This window comes from Nostoc sp. CALU 546 (genome assembly GCF_048836525.1).
In genome coordinates, this window is sequence record NZ_JAWJTF010000027.1 from 1 (window position 1) to 24927 (window position 24927).

Below are 24927 nucleotides of genomic sequence, written 5' to 3' on the forward strand. Positions count from 1 at the left end.
GCAATAGGCAATAGGCAACAGTCAAGAAGGCTTCTTAGTTGTACTGAGTTTTTTCACCAAATCAAATATGAATCCTATAGTTACTATTTGTATAAGCAGTCTAACCAAAGCAGGTATGGGGCAATGGTGCGATTAAAACCGTGGCAGTGGGTCGTTTTAGCAATCCCGATCGCGTTTATCATAATTTTCATACTGGTATCCGCCGGTTCGCAAATTCATGCGTGGGGCATTAATTGGATTTGGGGTGTATTCACCCTTTTATTCGTTGGTTGGCGTTGGCTGCTAGTCAAATGGACTCAACCTGCTGTTAACCAAGTAGAAGCTGTATTAGCCCAAGTCCAAGAAGAACTGGAATCGACAGTAGAGGATACTGTACGAACAGTGGGAAGTGACACCACAAAGCAAGCAGAAGCCGCACTCCAAGAAATTCTGCAAGCAGCACAAAGCGATCGCCCGATTTGGGAAGACTGGCAAACTTTTTGGACGCGATGCCAAGATTTAGTTGTGGCGATCGCTCATATCTACAATCCTCAAATTCAATATCCCCTGCTGAATATTTACGTCCCCCAAGCTTACGGGCTGATTCGCGGAACGGTGGATGATATGGATCAGTGGATGCAAAAGTTATCGCCTGTCCTCAATCAGGTAACGGTTGGACAAGCATACCAAGGATACGAAGTCTACCGGAAGTTAGAACCATCGGCTCGGAAATTCTGGCGGGTTTGGAACTGGGCCCAGTGGGTTTTAAATCCGGTGGCGGCGGTGGCAAAACAAGCCAGTCAAGGTTCTAGTAACCAAGCAACTCAGCAATTATTGGGGAATTTGAGTCAGTTATTTCGGGAAGCTGCCCTGAGAAACTTATGCCGACAAGCGATCGCACTCTACGGACGTAGCACATTACCAGTTTCAGCAACCGTAGTTTCCACACCAACTTTACCCAAGGCAAAAACCCAAACACTCCGAGATATCTTAACTCAAGCTCAACCAGCTGAGGCAGTTGAGCAAAAACCCGTGAATATTTTGCTGGTTGGGCGCACAGGTTCGGGAAAAAGTAGCTTGATTAACACGCTATTTCAGGCGGATCTCGCAGCCGTTGATGTTTTACCCAGTACCGATCGCATTCAAAATTATCAATGGCAGACTCAAAGCGGAGAAACCTTGACGCTTTGGGATACACCTGGTTATGAACAAGTCAACCGTGCCGATCTCCGAAATTTAGTGCTTGATTATGCCATCAATGCAGATTTACTGCTGTTAGCTACCCCTGCCCTCGATCCTGCGCTGCAAATGGATGTAGATTTTTTGCAAGATATCAAAGCAGAAGTTGCAGATTTACCTGCGATCGCAATTGTCACTCAAGTAGATCGTCTGCGTCCCATCCGCGAATGGCAACCACCTTATAATTGGGAATGGGGCGATCGCTCCAAAGAAGTTTCTATTCGAGAAGCCACTGAATATCGCGCCAAATTGCTAGGAAATTTCTGTAATCTAGTTCTACCAGTGGTTACAGCTGACAGCAAAACAAATCGAATCGCTTGGGGAGTGGAAGCGCTATCGTTGGGATTAGTGGATGCGATCGCACCTAGCAAGCAACTTCGTCTCGCCCGCTTTTTGCGTAACCTAGAAGCCCGTATCATCGCCGCGGCCAAAATCATCGACCACTACACCTTCCAGATGACGACAACACAAGGATTAACGGCATTTCTCAAAAGTCCCGTTCTCCAGTTTGTTTCTACACTCTCAACTGGATCTCCAGCCTTAGCATATATGCTGGCAGAGCAAATTCCTGTGGAACAGTTGCCGATTGTGATTGGCAAACTCCAAATGGGATATGAGCTTTTCTCACTCTTGAATACAGGCAACCCTAACCCACTAAATTTTGAATTACTATCCCTCTGGCCGCTACTGCTAGAAAACTCCGCTTCACCCGATCGCAACGCCTGGGCATTTGGTCACGCCCTAGTGGAATACTGGACTCAGAATCTAACAGTTGAACAACTCCGGGAGCGATTTGAGTATTATCTGTCAATTGGCAAATAATTTGTCTGCATTGAGAAATTAATGCCCATAAGCAATGTCTACAACGGGCTATACCTCAATACAGTTCAGATAAGACCAAAACACTTGTAGAGACGGCGATTTATCGCGTCTTTTTAAGTATATTTACGATTCATTTTACTGGAAAATAGCGTAATTATACTAAGAAAATCACAAATCCAAAATGTGGTATTGGGTTGTACTCCTAACATCAAAGTTAAGATTACGATTAAGAGTAGGTGTCTGCTGAAACCTACCCGCTTTCTTTACAAAAAAGGCAGGAGTTAGGAGGCAGAGGGCAGGAGGTTAGGACTATCAATTAAAACTAAAGTTGCTGAGTCTAAAGCCCAGTTTAAAAAAAAGAATTGTACCGAGACGCGTAGCGCGTTAGCGTAGCGACACGAAGTCCGGTATAAAGCGTCCTTACTTCAATCCCATGTTTTTAAACGTGGGTTCCTCCTGCCTCCTGCCCCCTGCCTCCTGCCTCCTGAATCAGACGCCCCTTTTATTCGGAGTTTTTTATGAGAAATATATTACAAACCTCCATCTCTCAAGAACAGAATTCACATCAGAGATATAGCATTTCGTCTTACAATAGCCTGCTTGCGGTCGTGAAGGATTTGGCCAGTGTACGGACTATTGAGGAAATTATTGAGATTGTGCGTTTGGCAGCCCGTGATCTCACTAATGCTGATGGAGTAACTTTTGTACTGCGGGATGGTGAATGTTGCCACTATGTCGATGAAAATGCCATCGGGCCACTTTGGAAAGGTATGCGTTTTCCGCTCAAGTCTTGCATCTCCGGTTGGGCAATGCTCAATAAACAAGCAGCCGTGATTGAAGATATTTACCAGGATGCTCGAATACCTATCGATGCCTACAAAGTGACTTTCGTCAAAAGTTTAGTGATGGTTCCCATACGGGTTGCAGATCCACTGGGTGCAATTGGAGCCTACTGGAGTACAACACACCGAGCCACACCCGAAGAAATAGAACTACTTGAGATTCTTACTGATACTACAGCAGTTGCGATCGCCAACGTTCAGCTTTTCCAGAAACTTACGAACCAAAACGCCCTAAAAGACAAATTCATTGCGATGCTAGCTCACGAACTGAGGAATCCTGTTGCCCCCATCTCGAACGGCGTTCAGCTTCTCAAATTGAAGCTGGGCGAGACTGGTGCAGTCGGGGAAACAGTTTTAATGATGCAACACCAGATTAAGCACCTCTCAAAATTGATCGATGAGTTACTCGACGTATCGTCTATCACCTACGGGAAAATTTCATTAAACCTTGAGAAGTTGAATCTGGTGGATTTAGTTCGCCAGAGTCTTAATGATCATACAGAAGCAATAAATAGATCGAATCTTACTGTAGTACAAGACTTGCCAAACACACCCGTGTGGACTTATGTGGACTCCACCCGCTTCTTCCAAATCTTTGGAAACCTGCTTGATAACGCCTTAAAGTTTTCCCAGCCAGATGGGACGATTTGGGTGAATTTGTCATTTATTCCCAGTGAAAATGGCTTAGGGAGTGTAGCGGCCTTAACTGTAAGAGATTCAGGAATAGGGATAGACCCGACAATTTTACCAGAACTCTTCGAGCCATTTACCCAAGCCGATCGCAGTTTAGATCGTTCCAGGGGCGGGCTAGGTTTGGGACTCTCGGTAGTAAAAAGTCTTGTGGAACTTCATGGTGGTAATGTTGAAGCCTCAAGTAGAGGGATTAATTTGGGAGCAGAATTCAAAGTTACTCTCCCTGTATGCGAGGATATTACAACCTTAGATAACGACCAAGAGATTATAGAGGCGGCTAAAAAATCGTTGAAGATTTTAGTCATCGAAGATAACGACGATTCAGCCGTATCATTACAAGCAGTACTTGAGCATTTTGGGCATGAAGTTTCCATTGCCAAGAATGGAATTTTAGGGTTAGAAACTGCAAGACAGTTGGAGCCTAATGTGATTATTTGTGACATCGGGCTTCCTGAGATGGATGGATTCGCCGTTGCACAAGAACTGAGTAAAGACTCCAAATTTACTCGCTCAATTCTGATTGCGCTCACCGGCTACGGTGGCCAAATGGATAAGGAACTTGCGCTTAAGTCTGGTTTTAAATGCCACTTAACCAAGCCTGTGGACTTTGAAATACTTACAGCAGAAATTGATCGACACTATCTTATGAGTGCGTAAGCGTAGCCCATCCTAGACATCGCTTTTATCCCATTAAATCATCTGTCGCAGGTTCACCCGGATAAAAGCGATCGCTCAAAATTTCCTCAAAAGTATATAAACATTGCTGGGGAAAAGTTGAGAGTGGCAAATTTGTTTCTCCTGATGCTAAATCCCTACCATTTTCATAAGATTCCTGGAGTGCTTCTTCAAGGTAAGGTTTCAGACTAGGATTTTCGCTCAACAACTTGATAATTTCCCGTCGTTGTACTCTAATTGTTGCTAACCAACTACGACTGCGTTGATTTGGTTGAAATTCCCATTTGAGCAAATGTCCAATTAATATACTAAGACGATTTCTCAATTCTTGGCGTTCCTTTCTTCCCAAAGATTCGATTTCCTCAATTAAATTGGGTAAGTCAAGCTGGTTCCATTGGTGATGACGCAAAAGGTTAGCCTGTTCTTGAGTCCAACTGTAAAAGTCTGCTTCATAGAAGTTTTGCATCAGCTTCTTTTTAGTTTTTCAGGTTTGTAGTGTCTACAAAATTTTTAAATTCATAATTCATAATTACGCTTAAGATAGAGATTTAAACCTTATTTGATACAGTACTGTCTGCATAAGCATCAGTTACGAATCACGAATTATGAATTAGAAAGTTACCACACTCCGAATTGATTCACCTTTGTGCATCAATTCAAAAGCATCATTAATTTGCTCAATGGGCATCACATGAGTAATCAAATCATCAATATTTATCTTACCTTCCATATACCAATCAACAATTTTTGGCACATCTGTACGTCCTCTAGCGCCACCGAATGCCGAACCTTTCCAAACGCGCCCAGTTACTAACTGAAAAGGACGAGTACTGATTTCCTGTCCAGCACCAGCAACGCCGATAATCACACTGACACCCCAACCTTTGTGGCAGCATTCTAATGCTTGACGCATAATTTTGACATTACCGATACATTCAAAACTGTAATCAGCGCCGCCTTTTGTTAAATCAACCAGATAGGGAACTAAATCACCTTCTACTTCCTGGGGATTGACAAAATGCGTCATACCAAATTTTTCTGCCAAAGCGCGTTTGCTGGGATTAATATCCACCCCGACAATCATATTTGCCCCTACCAACCGCGCCCCTTGGATGACATTTAAGCCAATACCACCCAAGCCGAAAACTACGACATTTGCCCCAGGTTCCACCTTGGCAGTATTGATAACTGCACCAACACCAGTAGTTACACCACAGCCAATGTAGCAAACCTTATCAAATGGGGCGTCTTCTCGAATTTTTGCCAAGGCGATTTCCGGCAGCACCGTATAGTTGGCAAAAGTAGATGTACCCATATAATGATGAATCATTTGCCCATCGAGACTAAAGCGACTAGTGCCATCGGGCATAACACCGCGTCCTTGAGTTAGGCGAATGGCTTGACAGAGATTAGTTTTGAAACTCAAACAATATTCGCACTGGCGACATTCGGGAGTGTATAGGGGAATCACATGATCCCCTGGTTTAAGAATGGTGACACCGGCCCCTACTTCCACTACTACACCAGCACCTTCATGTCCCAAAATTGCCGGAAACAAACCTTCGGGATCATCACCAGATAAGGTAAAAGCGTCCGTATGACAAACCCCGCTGGCTTTAACCTCAACTAAAACTTCGCCGGCTTTTGGCCCCGATAGTTGAACGTTTTCAATCGTTAACGGCTTACCTGCACTGTAAGCTACTGCTGCTTTAACTTCCAATGTCAGCACTCCTGTATAGTTTTGTCATTTGTCATTTGTCATTGGGCATGGGGCATGGGGCATTGGGCATTGGGAATTGGGAATTGTTTATATTAGTTATTCTCAATCTCCCTCATCTTCCCCTGCTCCCCTACTTCCCCTGCTCCCCTGCCTCCTCATCTCCCCCATCTCCCTCACTTCCCATCATCTGTATTGAGCGCATGATACACTTTTGTATCACTTCATCAGATTTACTAAGCGCGATCGCCACTATAACGATAAATATTATTACTTTGTTAAAATATCATTCTCTAGCTAGATTGGTTAAAGACGGCAACAGCCGTTTTGACAACGATGTAAACTGGATGTCAGCAGCAACTCCCAAATAATTTGTTCACCCCTCAATTAATACATTTTGTCACAGCTTATGAACCCTGCCCTAACACAAATTGGCGCTCAAATGTCCAACCTGACTGGCGTCAGAGCAATCATGAAGGATATTATCGAAACATTACGAGCGGGTGCAGGGCAGCAGTTTATTAATTTGAGTGCTGGTAATCCGTTGATTTTGCCAGAGGTAGAACAATTATGGCGGGATTGCACTGCACAACTTCTCGCTAGTCCAGAATATGGTGAGGTAGTTTGTCGCTACGGCTCAAGTCAGGGTTATGCACCATTAATTGAAGCGATCGCAAATGATTTTAACAAACGCTACGGGTTAAACTTAAGCGATCGCAATATCCTGATCACCCCCGGTAGTCAAACCCTCTACTTCTACGCTGTAAATAGCTTCGGTGGCTACACCCCCAGTGGTGAATTAAAACAAATCGTTTTGCCCCTCAGCCCTGACTACACAGGTTACGGCGGTATCTGCTTAGTTCCAAAAGCCTTAATTGCTTACAAACCGACTCTCGATATTGATGAAGCCGCCCACCGATTTAAATATCGCCCCGACTTCAGCCAACTATCAATTACAGAAAATACAGGTTGTGTCCTCTTCTCTCGCCCCTGTAATCCCACTGGTAATGTCCTCACTGATGATGAGGTGAAAAAGATTGCTGCCCTGGCTGCGCCTTATAATCTGCCAGTCTTAATTGACTCAGCTTATGCACCTCCCTTTCCAGCCTTGAACTTTACTGAAATGACACCAGTGTTTGGTGATAATATTCTCCACTGTATGAGTTTATCGAAAGCGGGATTACCAGGAGAAAGGATTGGTATTGCCATTGGGGATGAAAAGTGGATTGAAGTGCTGGAGTGTTTTCAGGCAAATATGAGCCTCCATTCTTCACGTTACGGCCAAGCGATCGCAGCTCTTGCAATTAATTCTGGCCGCTTGGTGGACATTTCTCACACTGTCATCCGTCCTTTTTACCAAAATAAATTTACCGTTTTAGAAACCAGCTTAGAACAAGCCATGCCCAAGGATTTACCTTGGTTTCTCCATCGCGGTGAAGGGGCAATTTTTGCTTGGTTGTGGTTACAGGATTTACCCATTAGCGACTGGGAATTTTACCAGCAATTAAAACAAGTAGGTGTGATTATTGTCCCTGGAAGTACCTTTTTCCCTGGATTAGAGGAAGAGTGGGCGCACAAACACCAATGCTTCCGCATCAGCCTTACCGGTAGCGATGAAGAGATTGCCACAGCAATGCAACGTCTAGCAAAAGTGACTGAGGAAGCTTATAAGCGTGCGGTTGTAACTGCCTAGCACCGCAAGGCGGAATTAAAAATTAAAAATTAAAAATTAAAAATGAATACAGCCTAAGCGTTTCATTGATTTGGAATGGGTGGTTTATTTCCACCGTGTTGTACTAGTAAGAAAGATGGAAATGAAACACGAAGAAGCTAATAAAGATATTGGAGGCAGAGGGACAGAGAAGCAGAGGGGCAAGAGAGTAGGAGGAAATTCAAAAATTAAAAATGTCCAATCTCCAGCCCCTAATCCCCAGCCCCTAGTTCCCAGTCCCCAATCCCCAATCCCCAATCTCGATAATTGGCTAGAAATTGGTAAGATTGTTTCCCCTCAAGGATTATCTGGAGAATTACGGGTTTACCCTGTATCAGACTTTCCCGAAAGATTTGAGGTGCCGGGAAAACGTTGGTTGTTGCGTTCTGGTGAGACGGAACCACAACCAATCGAATTATTGACAGGACGTTATATCAGTAACAAAAACTTGTATGTGATTAAATTGGCTGGCGTAGAAAATTGCGATCAGGCGGAGGCGTTGCGCGGTTGTACGTTAATGGTGCCAGCAAGCGATCGCCCCCAATTAGGCGAAGATGAATATCATGTCCTTGATTTGATTGGCTTGGAAGTCTTCATGCAAGCATCTGGCGAACTCGTTGGTACGGTGGTAGATATCATCCCGGCGGGAAATGATTTGTTAGAAGTCAAGTTCCATGAATCATTTGCGAATGACAAAGGACAAATGACAAATGACAAAAAGCAAAAGACTGTTTTGATTCCATTTGTGGAAGCGATCGCACCAGTTGTAGACTTGAAATCTAATCGCATTGAAATCACGCCACCGCCTGGGTTATTGGAAATTAATAATTAAGTCATTAATTGAATGGTAATTTTTAATTTTTAATTCGGAGCAAAGCGACGTGACTCAAGCTTTACCAAAAATTGTAACTTTTGAAGAATTTGTCAAGTGGAAACCAGATAATGAGCGCTATGAATTGCACAAAGGAACAATTGTTAAAATGCCTCAACCTGTAGGAGACCATGAAGAGGTAACAGGATTTTTAGCTTTTGAACTTACTAGAGAATGTATCCGTTTAAATCTCCCCTACTTTATACCCAAGACAGCACTAGTCAAAGCACCTGTAAATGAATCAGGTTACTCGCCAGATGTGCTGTTGTTGAATCGCCCTAATTTGATAAATGAACCTCTGTGGAAAAAAGAATCTACTGTTATTCAACCTGCATCAATTCCTGTAATTGTTGAAGTTGTTAGTACAAATTGGCGTGATGACTATCTCAAAAAATACGCCGATTATGAAGAAATGGGAATTACTGAGTACTGGATTGTTGATTATGCTGCTTTCGGTGGTAGGGAGTTTATTGGCAAACCAAAGCAACCTACGCTCTTAGTTTGTTCTTTGGATGAAGGTGAATATCAAGTGAGCAAGTTTCGAGATACTGACCTGATCCAGTCCCCAACATTTCCAGAGTTAAATTTAACTGCTCAACAAATTTTTCAAGCGGGTAATATTTAAACTTAGACCTATTTTGAGCAAATAATTATTAATTGATAATTCATACTTTTCAAGACAGAGCAGTTTGATTTATCCATTAATAAATCAAACTGAATAAAATACATTATGCGGTTCGGCTAAGGTTTTTTGATGAAAATTCTAGATCCAAAGACGCGTTAACAATTCAAAATTCAAAATTCAAAATTAAAGACAGTTGGAGTTAGGGATTTAAACCCCAACTCAACTGATACTACGTGTAATGGTTGGGGACTTAAACCCTTGAATTTACGATAAATCGCCGTCTCTAGAATAGACTTCTTGCATAAGTCGGTTAAAGGGGCGGGGGGAAGGGGAAAAAGTTCTGTATTGCCCCCTTTCCCTTTAACCTTTACCCTTTTCCCCCTCTTGCAAAAGTGCTTTTTGCAAGAGGTCTAATGATCAATCTTTCGTCTTGACGGCGATTTATCGCGTCTCTCTAACCGTCAAAATCCCAAACCAAGGAATTTAGTCACTAAGGCTGGAAAAATTCATCGTGGGTTAGATGGCTATCATTTGAAAAACAAGTATAATTGCTTACTGATCAACCCGTCAAAAACCTTTTGGAATGGAGTATCGAAATGACATTAGCAACGACTCCACAAACAAAGCCTTTAACAGATGAAGAATTACGGAAGATAAACGCCTACTGGCGTGCAGCTAACTATCTTTCAGTTGGGCAAATATATCTACTCGACAATCCGCTACTGAGAGAACCGCTAAAGCTGGAACACGTTAAACCCAGACTTTTGGGACACTGGGGAACAACACCAGGGCTGAACTTTATCTATGTTCACCTGAATCGGGTCATCAAAAAATATGACCTCAACACCATCTATATTGCTGGGCCTGGTCATGGAGGCCCTGGATTGGTAGCCAATACCTACCTAGAAGGTACTTACACTGAGTATTACCACAACATTTCTCAGGATGCTGAAGGAATCGGGAAACTCTTCAAACAGTTCTCTTTCCCAGGTGGGATTCCCAGCCACGTTGCACCGGAAACCCCCGGTTCCATTCACGAAGGTGGGGAACTAGGTTATGCCCTTGTCCACGCTTTTGGTGCTGCCTTTGATAACCCTGACTTAATCGTTGCTGCTGTTGTGGGTGACGGCGAAGCTGAAACAGGTGCTTTAGCAACTAGCTGGCATTCCAACAAGTTTCTTAACCCTGTGCATGATGGGGCTGTACTGCCGATCCTCCACTTGAATGGGTATAAAATTGCTAACCCAACAGTATTGGCACGTATCAGCCATGAGGAATTAGAAAGCTTATTTGTAGGCTACGGCTACAAGCCCTACTTTGTTGAAGGTGATGATCCCGCAGATGTCCACCAGCAGATGGCGGCGACTCTAGATATAGCGATCGCAGAAATTCAAAGTATCCAAAGAGAAGCCCGCGTACATGGTTTTACTGAACGTCCCCAGTGGCCGATGATTGTCATGAGAACCCCCAAAGGTTGGACAGGGCCCAAAGAAGTAGATGGTAAAAAAACCGAAGGTTATTGGCGATCGCACCAAGTTCCCTTTGGCAACATCGCCAAACAGCCAGACCACCTAAGACTCCTAGAAGATTGGATGAAGAGTTACCAGCCAGAAGAACTCTTCGACGCTAACGGTAAACTAATTCCCGAACTAGCAGAACTAGCCCCCAAAGGGCATCGACGCATGGGTGACAATCCCCACGCTAACGGCGGTATCTTGCTGCATGACCTGAAGATGCCCGATTTTCAAGACTATGCTGTAGATGTTTCTGAACCAGGGAAAGCGATCGCTGAAGCTACCCAAGTTGCCGGAAAATTCCTGCGGGATATCATGCGACTTAACCAAGAAAGCCGCAACTTCCGCATCGTCGGCCCCGACGAAACAGCATCGAATCGCTTAGGTGGTGTGTTAGAAGTCACAGACCGGACTTGGGTAGCCGAGAAACTCCCAGAAGATGACCACCTTTCCCCCGATGGTCGGGTGATGGAAATTCTGAGCGAAACTAATTGTCAAGGATGGTTAGAAGGCTACCTCCTCACAGGACGCCACGGATTTTTCTCTTGCTATGAGGCCTTCATCCACATCATTGACTCGATGTTCAATCAGCACGCCAAATGGCTGAAAACAACCAGAGATATTCCCTGGCGTAGACCAATTGCTTCTCTGAATTACCTACTCACATCCCACGTTTGGCGACAAGACCATAACGGCTTTTCCCACCAAGATCCTGGTTTTATTGACCACGTAATCAACAAGAAAGCAGAGATCGTCCGCGTTTATTTGCCCCCCGATGCCAACACTCTGCTATCGGTAACTGACCACTGCTTGAGAAGCCGCAACTATGTCAACGTCATCGTTGCTGGAAAACAACCCGCATTGCAATATCTCAATATGGATGCTGCTATCAAGCACTGCACCAAAGGTATCGGTATTTGGGAATGGGCAAGCAACGACAAAGGCGGCGAACCAGATGTAGTCCTTGGTTGTGCTGGGGATATTCCCACCCTAGAAACCTTGGCGGCTGTAGACATTCTGCGCCAGCACTTCCCCGACTTAAAGGTGCGGGTAGTGAATGTAGTCGATTTGATGACACTACAGCCAAAAAGCGAACATCCCCACGGTTTGAGTGAAAAAGACTTTGATACAATTTTCACCACCGACAAACCAATTATCTTTGCCTTTCATGGCTATCCTTGGCTGATTCATCGCCTAACTTATCGCCAGACTAATCACAAAAATCTCCATGTGCGTGGCTACAAGGAAGAGGGAACTACCACCACGCCCTTTGATATGGTTGTGCTTAACGATCTAGATCGCTTCCATTTGGTAATTGATGTAATTAATCGCGTGCCGAAATTAGGATACAAGGCAGCTTATGTCAAACAGCAAATGCAAGATAAGCTGATCGAACATAAGCACTACATTGAGAAGTATGGCGACGATATGCCGGAAATTCGTGATTGGAAGTGGCCGTATTAAGAGGAAATGAGGGGAAAGAGGCAGAGGGGAAACTCTTCTCCCTGCTTCTCTCTTTTTTAACAGAGTCTTATTGAGAATAAAATAGTATTTAGGCGAAACTATAGCGATCCTAAATGAGTTGTGAAAATCGAGAGATTCAGATCCCTAACTTCTTTGAAAAGTCGGGAATCTTATTTGCTATAGTAGTCTGTCAATAACTAATTGACGGATAAATTCTTTGTAGAGACGGCGATTTATCGCGTCTCTCTAACCGTCAAAATGAATTTGACAGACTATTAGAGATGGTGGCAGAAAAAGTCAAACCCTGCTCGGATGAATAATTTTTTAACTTTGCAGTGAGAAGTACTTAAAGTTACTTAATGCATCAAACGCTACTTGCTTTCATAGTTAGCGCTAGGATAGCTATGTATTTTACTAAAGTATAAATATGGCTCAAAATTTTTACGTAAATTCAGTATCAGGCAGCGATACTAACCCAGGTAGCCAACAAGCCCCCTTCAAAACTATTACCCAAGCCCTCAAGGTAGCTACTGTTGATACTAAGATTCAACTAGCAGATGGTAATTACAATGCTGCTAGCGGTGAAGTTTTTCCGCTAACAGTTCCATCTGGGGTGACAGTGGTGGGTAGTGAAGTCAACAAAGGCGATCGCATTTTGATTGAAGGGAGTGGTAATTATCTAAGCCGTACTTTTGCTGGTCAGAATGTCACATTTGTGCTGTTGGATAAAGCCGAGGTGCGGGGAGTGACTGTAACAAATCTGGCTAGTCGTGGTAGTGGTGTCTGGATTGAATCAACTGCCCCTACTGTTGCTAATAGCACCTTCAAAAACTGTAAGCGAGAGGGAGTATTTGCTACAGGTGAGGCTAACCCAGTTATTCTAGGTAATGTTTTTAGTGAAAATGCAGCCAATGGAATTGCGATCGCAAAAAATTCCAAAGGCCAAATTGAAAATAATACCTTCTTCAAAACAGGTTTTGGCATCGCTATTAGTGATACTGCATCACCCATCCTTCGAGATAACAGAATTTACGAAAACCGTTCTGGAATTGTTATCTCTGGTAGTTCTCGTCCTCTATTACGTAATAATGTCTGTGAAAATAATACTGACGATGGCATCACAGTAATTGGAACTGCTCTACCAGATATCGGCAGTACCAATAATCCAGGAGGCAATACTCTACGCAATAACGGTAAATTTGATTTGCAAAATGCCAGTTCCAATAAGCTGATTTCTCTAGGAAATAAAATAGATCCGTCTAAAGTCACTGGAAATGTAGAGTTTGCAGATAGTTCGGTTCCAACACCAACGCCCACGCCAACACCCACGCCAACACCCACGCCAACTCCAACACCAACACCGACACCAACACCAACACCGACTCCAACACCAACGCCTACTCCCACACCGACACCGACTCCAACACCCACACCGACTCCAACACCGACTCCAACTCCCACACCTACTATAGAATTAACCGATATTGCGAATCATTGGGCAGGTGGGTTTATTCGGGAATTAGTCAAATTGGGGATAATTAACGGTTTCCCCGATCGCACATTTAAACCCGATGCAACTATGACACGGGCACAATACGCTGCATTACTGGTAAAAGCTTTCAACCCATCGCCTAACCGTGCGGTGATCAAATTCAAAGATGTACCAGCAGACTTCTGGGCATCTAAAGTTATTGAACAGGCATATCAAGGTTCATTTCTCTCTGGTTTTCCCGACAATACCTTTGGCCCCAACAAAAATATTCAGCGCGTGCAAGTGATTGTCTCTCTGGTGAATGGACTGAAGTTATCTGCTGATGGTACAGCAAACATCAAAGTTTTTGATGACCAAGCTAAGATTCCTGAATATGCCAAGGATGAGGTAATAAAAGCTATAGACAAAGAAATTATCGTCAATTACCCGAACCTGAAACAACTCAATCCTACCCGCGATGCTACACGCGGCGAAGTAGCGGCGATCGTGTATCAAGCTTTGGTAGATGCTGGTAGTGTAGCAGCAATCAACTCGCCTTATATTGTGACTGCTTGATTGGTCATTTGTCATTTGTCATTGGTCATTTGTCATTGGTCGAGTTTTTTGGTACATACCTGGCCCGAAGTTAGGGAAAAATTTTTCTTGACTTCGGACGCCCGTATTTTGGTGCAAAGTAGATAGAAGAAGAGAGCGATCGCCACCAATATTTGCTATCTGCTGCTTATCATGGTGTTTTTTCTTGCTCCTTTCCCTTTTCCCCTTAACCGAGCAGTTTTGACATTATTGGCATTTTGCCACCTTCTGTACTTATTACCTTCTTCGAGTAATAGAATTAGTAACGAAGCCTTTGTAAAGCCTTCAACTATCAAAATGTGAAGCTTTAGTAACAGATTTTACCAAGTGTAGAAAAACAAAAATCTGTATTCAAAGTAAGCTTGTAGCATATAAAACGCTTGTAAGATTTTTATGACTTCCCGGATTCGCTTTTTAATGTGTCCTCCTGACCACTACGATGTGGACTATGTGATTAATCCTTGGATGGAAGGGAATATTCACAAATCATCGCGCGATCGCGCCGTGGAACAGTGGAAAGGACTACACGAGATTCTGAAACAACACGCCATTGTAGACTTAGTATCACCGGAAAAAGGTTGGCCTGATTTGGTTTTTACCGCCAACGCTGGCTTAGTACTAGGAGATACTGTCGTCCTCAGTCGCTTTTTACATAAAGAACGCCAGGGAGAGGAGCCTTTCTTCAAACAATGGTTTGAGGAAAATGGTTATACAGTTAATGAACTTCCTAAAGATTTGCCCTTTGAGGGAGCAGGAGATGCACTGCTAGATCGGGAAGGACGTTGGTTATGGGCGGGATATGGTTTTCGCTCGGAATTAGATTCTCACCCTTATCTAGCTAAATGGCTGGATATTGAGGTTCTCTCCCTACGACTCATCGATGAACGTTTCTATCACCTGGATACCTGTTTTTGTCCCTTAGCAAATGGCTATTTGCTGTACTATCCAGGCGCTTTTGATTCTTACTCCAACCGCTTAATTGAAATGCGAGTCGCACCCGAAAAGCGAATCGCCCTTGCTGAAGCCGATGCAGTCAACTTCGCTTGTAATGCGGTGAATGTGGACAGCATTGTGATCATGAATAAGGCGAGTGAAGCTTTGAAAACCCGCCTTGCAGATTTAGGTTTCCAAGTGCTGGAAACACCACTGACGGAATTTCTCAAAGCTGGTGGTGCGGCTAAATGCTTAACTTTGCGGGTAACAGAGCCAGTTAGAGATGAAATTCATGCCAATGTCTCGGTAGAAAGCCGTATCATTCGCATGGAAGGACATTTGCTGGATGCTGGCTTAATTAACCGCGCCTTGGATTTGATTATAGATGCCGGGGGAAGCTTCCAAGTCCTGAATTTCAACTTGGGAGAACAACGGCAAAGTACTTCAGCCGCAGAGGTGAGGGTATCAGCACCATCTCATGAGGTGATGGAAGAAATCATCTCCCTATTGATTGATTTGGGTGCAGTAGATTTACCTCATGATGAGCGAGATGCAATTTTGGAGCCTGTGATCCAAAATGGGGTTGCGCCTGATGATTTCTACGTCAGTACAATTTATCCTACCGAAGTCCGAATTAAAGGTCAGTGGGTGAAGGTAGAAAATCAGCGAATGGATGGCGCGATCGCAATTACTCAAACTCCCTCTGGTTTAGTTGCTCGGTGTAAAATCCTCCGCGATTTAGAAGTTGGCGAACAGGTAATTGTAGATGTGTTAGGTATCCGCACCATCCGCAAAACTGAATCACGCGAACAACGCAGCACTCAAGAATTCAGCTTCATGTCAGCGGGCGTTTCCAGCGAACGGCGCGTGGAATTGGTGGTTGAGCAAGTAGCTTGGGAATTACGTAAAATCCGCGATGCTGGCGGTAAAGTAGTTGTCACGGCTGGCCCCGTGGTAATTCACACTGGTGGCGGCGAACATCTGGCGCAACTAGTTCGGGAAGGATATGTACAGGCGTTGCTTGGTGGAAATGCGATCGCAGTTCACGACATCGAGCAAAATATCATGGGCACTTCCTTGGGTGTAGACATGAAGCGGGGTGTCGCCGTTCGTGGTGGACACCGCCATCACCTGAAGGTAATTAATAGTATCCGCCGTTATGGCAGCATTCCCAAAGCTGTGGAAGCGGGGGCAATTAAAAGTGGCGTGATGTATGAGTGTGTCCACAATAACGTGCCTTTTGTGCTTGCGGGATCGATTCGGGATGACGGGCCTTTACCTGATACCGTAATGGATTTGATTAAAGCACAGGAAGAATATGCCAAACACCTAGAAGGTGCAGAGATGATTTTGATGCTGTCATCGATGTTGCACTCAATTGGCGTGGGGAATATGACTCCGGCTGGTGTGAAAATGGTGTGTGTCGATATTAATCCAGCTGTGGTAACTAAATTAAGCGATCGCGGTTCTGTAGAATCGGTGGGTGTAGTGACAGATGTAGGATTGTTCCTTAGTCTGTTGATTCAGCAGTTGGATAAGTTGACAAGCCCATACATTAATAAGGTAGGTTAACTCACATCTTGCACCTAGGGCGTGTTTTCAAAGTCTTAGATCCCCCCAACCCCCCTTAAAAAGGCTACGGTGTACACACAAATCGAATTACCCCCCTTAATCCCCCCTTGCAAAGGGGGGAAAAAGAAATCAATCCGGTTCCCTCCCCTTTGCAAGGGGAGGGTTAGGGTGGGGTAAAAACTTGGTTAATCCGCTATTTCAGACTTGTGTGTACACCGTAGCCTTAAAAAGGGGGGGGCAAAGAGTCTCTTAAAGTCCCCCTTTTTAAGGGGGATTTAGGGGGATCTAAAAAGTTAGGAGACTAAACAAATAGTTTGTAAACACGCCCGTAGCCCTAGTGATTAAAAATCGCGGCTATCCAAACAAAGTCCGCGCAGGCGGATTAAAAGTTTTCAACCCGCGTAGGCGGGTTTTGTCTGTGTAGCCGCAACTTCTAGTGCAAGAGTGCAAAATATAAGTTAAGAGACGAACCATAAAGGATGCAGAGAAAGGGAGATGACAAGAGTAGCTTTCAGTGAAGAATTACAGGTTAATTGGGTCAGTTTTATAGCTGATTTCTTGTTGGTAGGAATGGTTTTTGGCCCGCCTATCGCTCCCTTTCTAGCTGCGTCTGGAGTGTCTTTGCTTCCTGGGATTGCGGACATCATTTATTTCATGGGTAATCATGTGTGTCCGCAACCAGAGATGGGGTTAGATTTAGCACCACCGTTTATTATGGCTGTGTGTATGCGCTGCTACGGCACTGTAACGGGTTTGCTGATTACTCGTCTGCTGTATGGGGTGACTGGTGGTAAAGGATTTTACTGGTTAAGTCAGTATGGCTGGAGTGGTGCTGCTTTAGCCAGTGTGCTGATGATGGCTTATCCCTTAGAATTAGCAGCACAGATTTTCGGTTGGTGGGGTTTTAATAACTATCTGGTTACGCCTTTTGGGTTGATTACAGGTTTGGCGTGGGGATTGTTTACCATGCCCATTTTGCACGGGTGGCAGGGTGCTAAAACTAGTTTGAACAAATTGTAGGTTTTATCACAATAGGCTTGGGTTAAGGGCTAATTGTACAAAAATGTGGGTTTTCGAGACGCGATAAATCGCCCTCGTTACAAGTGTTTTGATCTTATCTGAACTGTATTGGGTTGTATCACACAACTTGTAGAGTGGATTAATTTTTGCAAAATGTTATGTCATATATTGCAATTGCGTGAGCACCATTAAATTTACCTCTTAACTAGTACAGCACGGCGTAAATAAACCACCCATTCCCAATCAACAAAACCCTTACGCTGTCTTCATTTTTAATTTTTAATTTTTAATTTTTAATTCCGCCTTGCGGTACTAGTGCCTTTTTACTCCAACTTGGTAGATAATAGAACTCAGTATGAGCAAAAATAGAGAACTCATATTTCAGGAGCTTTAATGACTAGACGTATTACCAGTGCTGTAAATTCACTAGTGGCAAACTTCTCGCGACGAAATGCACTTCTGTGGCTTGGAGGTAGCGGGGTAACTACCGCCTTGATGGTGGCAACACAAAATGAAGTGAGCGCTAAAGACAAAGACAAGCAAGAGTTGAAATTGGTGAACCCACCAACTTTATATAATCCAACCCAAAATGGTTATAGTCATATAGCTATTACACCAGCAAGGGCGAGAACCGTCTATATTTCTGGTCAATTTGGTTCGGATTTACAAGGTAATCTCGTCTCCGCTGACTTTGAAAAGCAGTTAATACAGGCTTTTAAAAACCTCCGTTATGCCTTAGCAGCGGTTGGTGCACAGCCACAAGATGTAGCAAAAACTACTGTTCTTATAGTGGATTACAACCAAAATAAATTGATCCCGTTAGGACGTGAAATTATTAATCTTTGGGGGAATAAACCACCGGCAAACACTCTTATTCCCGTTCCTAGACTTGCACTTGACGGTATGTTGTTTGAAATTGATGCTTATGCGGTAATTCCAGAAAAACGTGATTAAACAAGAGGCAAGGGAGCAGTGAGCCTCTCCATTAAACCAATTCGCAATGGGCTAACGCCCCGCTTCTCTACGAGACGCTACGCGAACGCGAACGCAATTGGCAATTCGCAATAAATATATTGATGGGTAAATCCCCTGTAGAGACGGCGATTTATTGCGTCTCTCTAACTTGGCTCTTTAAAAGTTAAAGGGAAAGAGTGAAAGGTTTTTAATCCCTTTCCCTTTAATCTTTCTCCAGCCCTTACAAGGGCATTTTTGGATTGAAAAACTATGAGATTATAGCAATTTGCGAAAATAATACGACAGATGCGTAAGTTGGGTTAAACGTAGTGAAATTCAACAAAATTTGGGTTTTTAACGTTGGGTTTCGTTCTTCAATCCAACCTACATCTGTAGCAATCATTTTTTTAAATGGTACATAAGTTTTGCAGTTTCCTACTGAAAACCTCGACACTTTTGTGTGGGGTATTCTATGTCTGCATTTGATGCCTAAAAGTTTTGTCTCCACTGCTGGACTTTAGAAATAGTGTCTAGATAAATTTGATTGTCACCGAGTTTTATCAACAGCCTGGTAGTTTTAAATCTAAAGTTAACTCACAGTAATATTTATCAATAAACATTAAATTATCGTTACTGATTTGGGAACAATAAGTTTAGAAATCACTAGGATTTAGCAATATGTTCAGTACTCATGTTAGTATTTCTGGATATCAGGTCATTGAAGAAATCTATAATGGTTCGAGAACTATAGTTTATCGGGGGTATCGAGAAACTGACTCATTACCTGTAGTGATCAAACTGTTGAAAAATCCATATCCCTCCTTCAATGAACTGGTGCAGTTTCGCAATCAATACACCATTGCCAAAAATCTCAACTCATCCCTAATCATCCAAACCTATAGCCTGGAGGTGTATCAAAATGGCTATGCGTTGGTGATGGAAGATTTTGGCGGCATTTCTCTCAAAGATTATTTTACTCGTGAACATACGCGAGATATCAGGTTTTTACAAGAGTTTTTGCAAATAGCGATCGCACTGTGTAACGCCTTAGAGATACTCTATAGTCAGCGCATTATTCATAAAGACATCAAACCGAGCAACATCTTAATTAATCCTGATTCCAAACAAGTTAAATTAATCGACTTTAGTATTGCCTCTCTATTACCAAGAGAAACGCAAACGCTAATCAGTCCCAATGTGTTAGAAGGAACACTAGCTTATATTTCTCCAGAACAAACAGGGAGAATGAATCGGGGGATTGACTACCGGACTGATTTTTATTCACTTGGTGTAACTTTCTACGAGTTACTCACAGGAAAGTTACCTTTTCAATCAAATGAAGCAATGGAGTTGGTGCATTCCCATATTGCTAAAATAGCCCCCTTAATATATCAAATTAACTCACAAATACCGCCTGTAATTTCAGATATCGTCAGCAAATTGATGGCAAAAAATGCTGAAGATCGCTATCAGAGTATATTCGGATTGAAGTATGATTTAGAAACTAGTTTGTCTCAACTGAAGACAACAGGACAAATTGAAAGTTTCCCCATTGCACAAAGGGATATGTGCGATAGATTTATTATCCCTGATAAACTCTATGGTCGAGAATTAGAAGTAGAAACCTTACTACAAGCATTTGAAAATGTCAGTCTAGGTGCAACAGAAATAACACTGGTAGTTGGGTTTTCAGGGATTGGTAAAACTGCGGTTGTTAACGAAATCCATAAACCTATTGTTCGTCAACGCGGTTATTTTATCAAAGGTAAATTTGACCAATTTAATAAAAATATTCCTTTTTCCGCATTTGTCCAAGCTTTCCGTAATTTTATGGAGCAGCTATTAGCAGAAAGCAGTATTCAAATACAAGAATGGAAGAATAAAATTGTTCAAGCATTAGGTGAAGACGGACAGGTAATTATTGAAGTCATTCCTGAATTAGAAAGAATTATTGGCAGACAACCACCTGCACCAGAATTATCAGGTAACGCAGCACAAAACCGATTTAATTTATTATTTCAAAAATTTCTCCAAGTATTTACAACTAAAGAACATCCCTTAGTCATATTCTTAGATGACTTACAGTGGGTAGATTCGGCTTCATTGAAATTGATGCAATTATTAATGAATGAAGCTAATCAGGGATATTTATTGTTAATTGGTGCGTATCGAGACAATGAAGTATTTCCAGCACATCCGTTGATGGTGATGTTGGATAAAATTCACAAAACAGGTGTAACTGTCAATAGGTTAATTCTGAAGCCGCTTAACCAATTACAATTAAATCAACTTGTAGCTGATACATTAAATTGTGCAGAAAGTGTGGCATTATCTCTTTCACAATTGATTTATCGTAAAGCTCAAGGTAATCCATTTTTCGCAACTCAGCTTCTCAAATCATTATATCAAGATAAACTGATTCAATTCAATTTCGTAGAGGGATGTTGGCAATGTGACATTTCCCAAATAAATCAACAAACTCTCGCAGATGATGTTGTTGAGTTTATGGTTTTTCAATTACGAAGACTACCAGAATCGACTCAACAACAATTGAAGCTAGCTGCTTGTATTGGAAATCAGTTTGATTTAAAAACATTAGCGATTGTTTCTAAACAATCGGAGGTAGAAACCGCAGATTGCTTGTGGAAGGCTTTGCAAGAAGGTTTGATTTTGCCGCAAAGTGAGGTTTATAAGTTTTTTGTTGGTTCAGAAAATCAAGCAGCTACTCAAGAACATTCTGAGATGGTTGTATATAAATTTTTACACGATCGCGTCCAGCAAGCTGCATATTCACTCATTCCAGAAGCAGAAAAACAGTCAACACACCTGCAAATTGGACGATTGTTGTTGCAGAATACACTTCCAGAACACCAAGAGGCAGGAATTTTTGCGATCGCTAACCAATTCAATTACGGACTGGATTTACTAGAGGAACCTGGTGAACGAGAACATCTAGCCCGGTTAAATCTGATAGCTGGTTGTAAAGCCAAGAACTCCACCGCTTATGCGACAGCAGTTGAGTATTTAAAGGTGGCGATGCTTCTATTACCGATAAATGCTTGGCAAAGTAGCTACGATTTGGCCCTTGCTGTTTACGAATCTGCGGCTGAAGCAGAATATCTCAATACAAACTTTGAGTCATCAAAATCATTAGTAGAGATTATCCTCAAAAACGCTAAATCTCCGTTAGAAAAAGTTCGTACCTATGAGATTCAAATCCAATCTTATACAGCGCAAAATAAATTCGTTGAAGCAATAGCTACAGGTAGAGAAGCACTCCAATTACTAGATTTGACGTTACCTGAAGAAGGTAATTCTCAAATGATTTTTGATGAACATCACCAGTTGCAACAAATGTTGGTTCATCAATCAATTGCAGCATTGGCAGATTTGCCAGAAATAACCGATCCCCAAAAATTAGTTGCACTCTGCATTTTATCAGGTTTGTTTGCCCCGGTTTATATAGCCAAACCGATGTTGTTGCCGCTCAAGATTTTTACAATGATCCGAATTTGCATCCAGTATGGTAACTCACCACAGGCAGCTGTTGCTTACAGTCTCTATGGATTATTTTTGTGCAGCATTGGTGCAATTGAAGATGGGTATAACTTTGGAAAACTGGCAGTACAACTTTTAGATAAATTTCAAAACAAAGAGCTTAAAAGCAGAGTTTATCTAACATTCAGCCTGTTTATTAAACACTGGAAAGATTCAATTAAATCCACATTAAGTTTATTTTTGGATGGATTGCAAAGTGGATTAGAAACCGGAAATTTAGAATATGTCGGCTATTGCGCCAATTGCTATTGTCAATTTCTCTTTTGGAGTGGAGAAAACCTAGAAAATGCTGTGTCGGAGGCAGATAAATATTGCGAACTAATGCAGCAGATTAAACAAGAGGTATCTCTCGTTTGGGGAAATATTTGGCGGCAGACAGTTCTAAATTTACAAGGAGAAACGATAAATCCCTGTTGTTTAACTGGTAAGCATTTTCACGAAGTCGAGATGTTACCAGTTTTGATTGAAACTAACAATATCAATGGTATTTGTTATGTATATTTGGCAAAAACGCTACTAGCTTATCTTTTTGGTGAATACGAATCTGCTTGGGAATATTCCCAAAAATTTGAGCAGTATGAACAGGGAGCAGCAGGCTTATTAATTGTTCCTTTGCGAAATTTCTATCAATCTCTGAGCTTGTTAGCCCTTTGTTCTGAGGTAAATGAAGCGCAGAAACAGCGTTATCTCCAGAAAGTAGCCCAAAACCAAGCAAAAATGCAAGAATGGGCAGATCATGCGCCAGTCAATTATCAGCACAAGTACAATTTAATTTTAGCTGAACAAGCTCGTGTAACTGGCGATCGCTTACAAGCCGCAGATTATTATGAAATTGCTATCCAAGAAGCGATCGCCAATGAATATGTTCAGGAAGTTGCGATCGCGAATGAACTTGCTGCCAAATTTTACCTAGAATGGGGTAAAGAAAAAGCCGCAGAAGGATATCTGCAACAAGCATATTACAGCTATGCCCGTTGGGGAGCAAAAGCCAAAACTGATGACTTGGAAAAACGCTATCCCAAATTACTCAAATCCATTTTGCAACAGCAAGAATTCAACTTCAATCCCTTAGAAAGCATAACCAGCATTTCCCGTACATCAACTTACGCCACCAGCAGTACTAATGTTTCTGATGCTCTAGATTTAACCTGCATTCTCAAAGCTGCTCAAACTATCTCCAGTTGTATCGAATTAGACGTATTAATCAGCAGTCTCACTCGCATTATCCTAGAAAATTCTGGTGCGAAAACATCTGTATTAATTCTTCCTCAAGAAGATATTTGGCAAGTGCGGGCAATTACCTTTATCGATCAACAGTCAAATTCTCAGACTGATATCAAAACCATTCTTGATTCACAACTATTAGATACTTGTCAAGATATCCCTAGAAAACTGATCAATTACGTTAAGAATACCCAAGAAACCGTCATCATAGACAATTGTAAAACAAGTATTCCTGGTGTAATTGGAGAATATATGCTCCTACATCAACCTCAAAGTGTTTTATGTACCCCCATTATTAACCAAGGTCATTTGATGGGGATTCTCTACCTAGAAAATCAACTGAATCAAGGAGTATTTACTAGTAACCGTTTAGAGGTAATTAACCTACTATCTTCCCAAGCAGCAATAGCTTTAGAAAATGCTCGGCTTTATCAGCAAGCGGGGCAAGCTTTACAAGATTTGCAACAAGCTCAATTACAAATTGTGCAAAGTGAAAAGATGTCTGCATTGGGTAACTTAGTTGCTGGGGTAGCTCATGAAATGAATAATCCTCTTGGTTTTATTGCTGCCAGTCTCCAACAAGCTAAACCAACATTGATTGATGTTACTAAACACTTGAAACTATATGAACAAAGGTTTCCTACTCCTGGAGATGAAATTCTTATTCATGCCGAAGAAATCGATTTGGAATATAGTTTAGAAGATTTACCTAAGATAATTGATTCGATGACGATAGCCTGTGACAGGCTCAAAAATATTAGCACCAGTTTACGTACTTTCTCTCGTGCCGATAGAGATTACAAAGTACCATTTAACATCCATGAAGGCATTGATAGTACAATTTTAATTTTAAAACATCGTCTCAAAGCCAATGATAGCCGTCCAGCGATTGAAGTAGTTACTGAGTATGGCAAATTCCCCCAAATCGAATGTTTTCCAGGACAACTGAATCAAGTATTTATGAACATCTTAGCAAATGCTATTGATGCATTAGATGAATCAAATATAGGTCGGAGTTTTGAGGAAATAAAACTTAATCTTAACCGAATTAAAATTATCACTTCTTTAAAAGAAAACCAAGTTGAGGTGAAGATTGCTGATAATGGAAAAGGCATGAATGAATCAGTTAGGCAAAAAATATTTGACCACTTGTTTACCACTAAAGGCGTTGGTAAAGGAACTGGATTAGGATTAGCGATCGCTCGACAAATTATAGTGGAAAAACATGGTGGTTCAATCGAATGTAATTCTTCTACAGAGCATGGTACAGAATTTGTGATCTTAATTCCAGTTCGACATGAAGCGGTAAATGTTGATACTTTTGCAAATTCCTGATCTGCTATTGAAAGAACTCTTGATTCCCAAGTTTCCCCCTAGATCGCCCTCAGGCTAGAAGTCTGGGGCTATACAAACAAAACCCGCTTACGCGGGTTTCAGAAAGTCCGCGCA

At 42.2% G+C, this 24927-nt stretch carries 14 protein-coding genes; 12 read left to right on the top strand and 2 right to left on the bottom strand.

Annotated features, from left to right (window positions below):
- The first annotated feature begins 123 nt into the window (after positions 1-123).
- Both RRG12_RS15580 and RRG12_RS15585 read left to right on the top strand, forming a co-directional pair.
- Positions 124-2040 (top strand): GTPase family protein, encoded by a 1917-nt coding sequence (locus RRG12_RS15580; RefSeq protein WP_420759961.1) that lies wholly within the window; start codon positions 124-126, stop codon positions 2038-2040.
- A 518-nt stretch (positions 2041-2558) separates the two neighbouring features.
- Positions 2559-4232: an ATP-binding protein gene (locus tag RRG12_RS15585; protein WP_420759920.1), complete on the top strand. Its 1674-nt coding sequence runs from the start codon at positions 2559-2561 to the stop codon at positions 4230-4232.
- A gap of 25 nt (positions 4233-4257) precedes the next feature.
- Here the strand turns inward: RRG12_RS15585 and RRG12_RS15590 are convergent, their stop codons facing one another.
- Positions 4258-4716 carry a DUF29 domain-containing protein gene (locus RRG12_RS15590; RefSeq protein ID WP_069068318.1) on the bottom strand — a complete coding sequence of 153 codons (459 nt, stop codon included), beginning with the start codon at positions 4714-4716 and terminating at the stop codon, positions 4258-4260.
- Between the two features lie 144 nt (positions 4717-4860).
- Positions 4861-5970, bottom strand: coding sequence for an S-(hydroxymethyl)glutathione dehydrogenase/class III alcohol dehydrogenase (locus tag RRG12_RS15595; protein ID WP_420759921.1), 1110 nt, complete (start codon positions 5968-5970; stop codon positions 4861-4863).
- On the opposite strand from RRG12_RS15595, the gene RRG12_RS15600 reads away from it, so the two are divergent.
- The 10 genes from RRG12_RS15600 (at position 5970) to RRG12_RS15645 (ending at position 24813) form a co-directional block, all read left to right on the top strand.
- Positions 5970-6338 carry a hypothetical protein gene (locus tag RRG12_RS15600; RefSeq protein ID WP_420759922.1) on the top strand — a complete coding sequence of 123 codons (369 nt, stop codon included), beginning with the start codon at positions 5970-5972 and terminating at the stop codon, positions 6336-6338. The two genes, RRG12_RS15595 and RRG12_RS15600, sit on opposite strands and share 1 nt — an antisense overlap.
- A gap of 38 nt (positions 6339-6376) precedes the next feature.
- The gene (locus RRG12_RS15605; RefSeq protein ID WP_420759923.1) at positions 6377-7660 is read left to right on the top strand and encodes a valine--pyruvate transaminase; all 1284 of its coding nucleotides are present in this window, start codon (positions 6377-6379) and stop codon (positions 7658-7660) included.
- A 121-nt stretch (positions 7661-7781) separates the two neighbouring features.
- Entirely contained in the window at positions 7782-8510 is a 729-nt protein-coding gene (gene rimM / locus RRG12_RS15610; RefSeq protein ID WP_420759924.1) for a ribosome maturation factor RimM, read from the top strand.
- A gap of 49 nt (positions 8511-8559) precedes the next feature.
- On the top strand, positions 8560-9174 hold the full coding sequence (locus RRG12_RS15615; RefSeq protein WP_420759925.1) for a Uma2 family endonuclease: 615 nt from the start codon (positions 8560-8562) through the stop codon (positions 9172-9174).
- 596 nt (positions 9175-9770) lie between these two features.
- Complete coding sequence (locus RRG12_RS15620; protein WP_420759926.1) at positions 9771-12152, top strand: phosphoketolase; 2382 nt, start codon at positions 9771-9773, stop codon at positions 12150-12152.
- 427 nt (positions 12153-12579) lie between these two features.
- Positions 12580-14199, top strand: a complete 1620-nt coding sequence (locus RRG12_RS15625) for a DUF1565 domain-containing protein (RefSeq protein WP_420759927.1) — start codon at positions 12580-12582, stop codon at positions 14197-14199.
- A 411-nt stretch (positions 14200-14610) separates the two neighbouring features.
- Positions 14611-16722 carry a bifunctional arginine dihydrolase/ornithine cyclodeaminase gene (locus RRG12_RS15630; RefSeq protein WP_420759928.1) on the top strand — a complete coding sequence of 704 codons (2112 nt, stop codon included), beginning with the start codon at positions 14611-14613 and terminating at the stop codon, positions 16720-16722.
- A 495-nt stretch (positions 16723-17217) separates the two neighbouring features.
- Positions 17218-17742, top strand: coding sequence for a DUF2085 domain-containing protein (locus tag RRG12_RS15635; protein WP_420759929.1), 525 nt, complete (start codon positions 17218-17220; stop codon positions 17740-17742).
- Positions 17743-18135: 393 nt separating this feature from the next.
- Positions 18136-18696: a RidA family protein gene (locus RRG12_RS15640; RefSeq protein ID WP_069069089.1), complete on the top strand. Its 561-nt coding sequence runs from the start codon at positions 18136-18138 to the stop codon at positions 18694-18696.
- A gap of 678 nt (positions 18697-19374) precedes the next feature.
- Positions 19375-24813, top strand: a complete 5439-nt coding sequence (locus RRG12_RS15645) for an AAA family ATPase (protein ID WP_420759930.1) — start codon at positions 19375-19377, stop codon at positions 24811-24813.
- Positions 24814-24927: the final 114 nt, after the last annotated feature.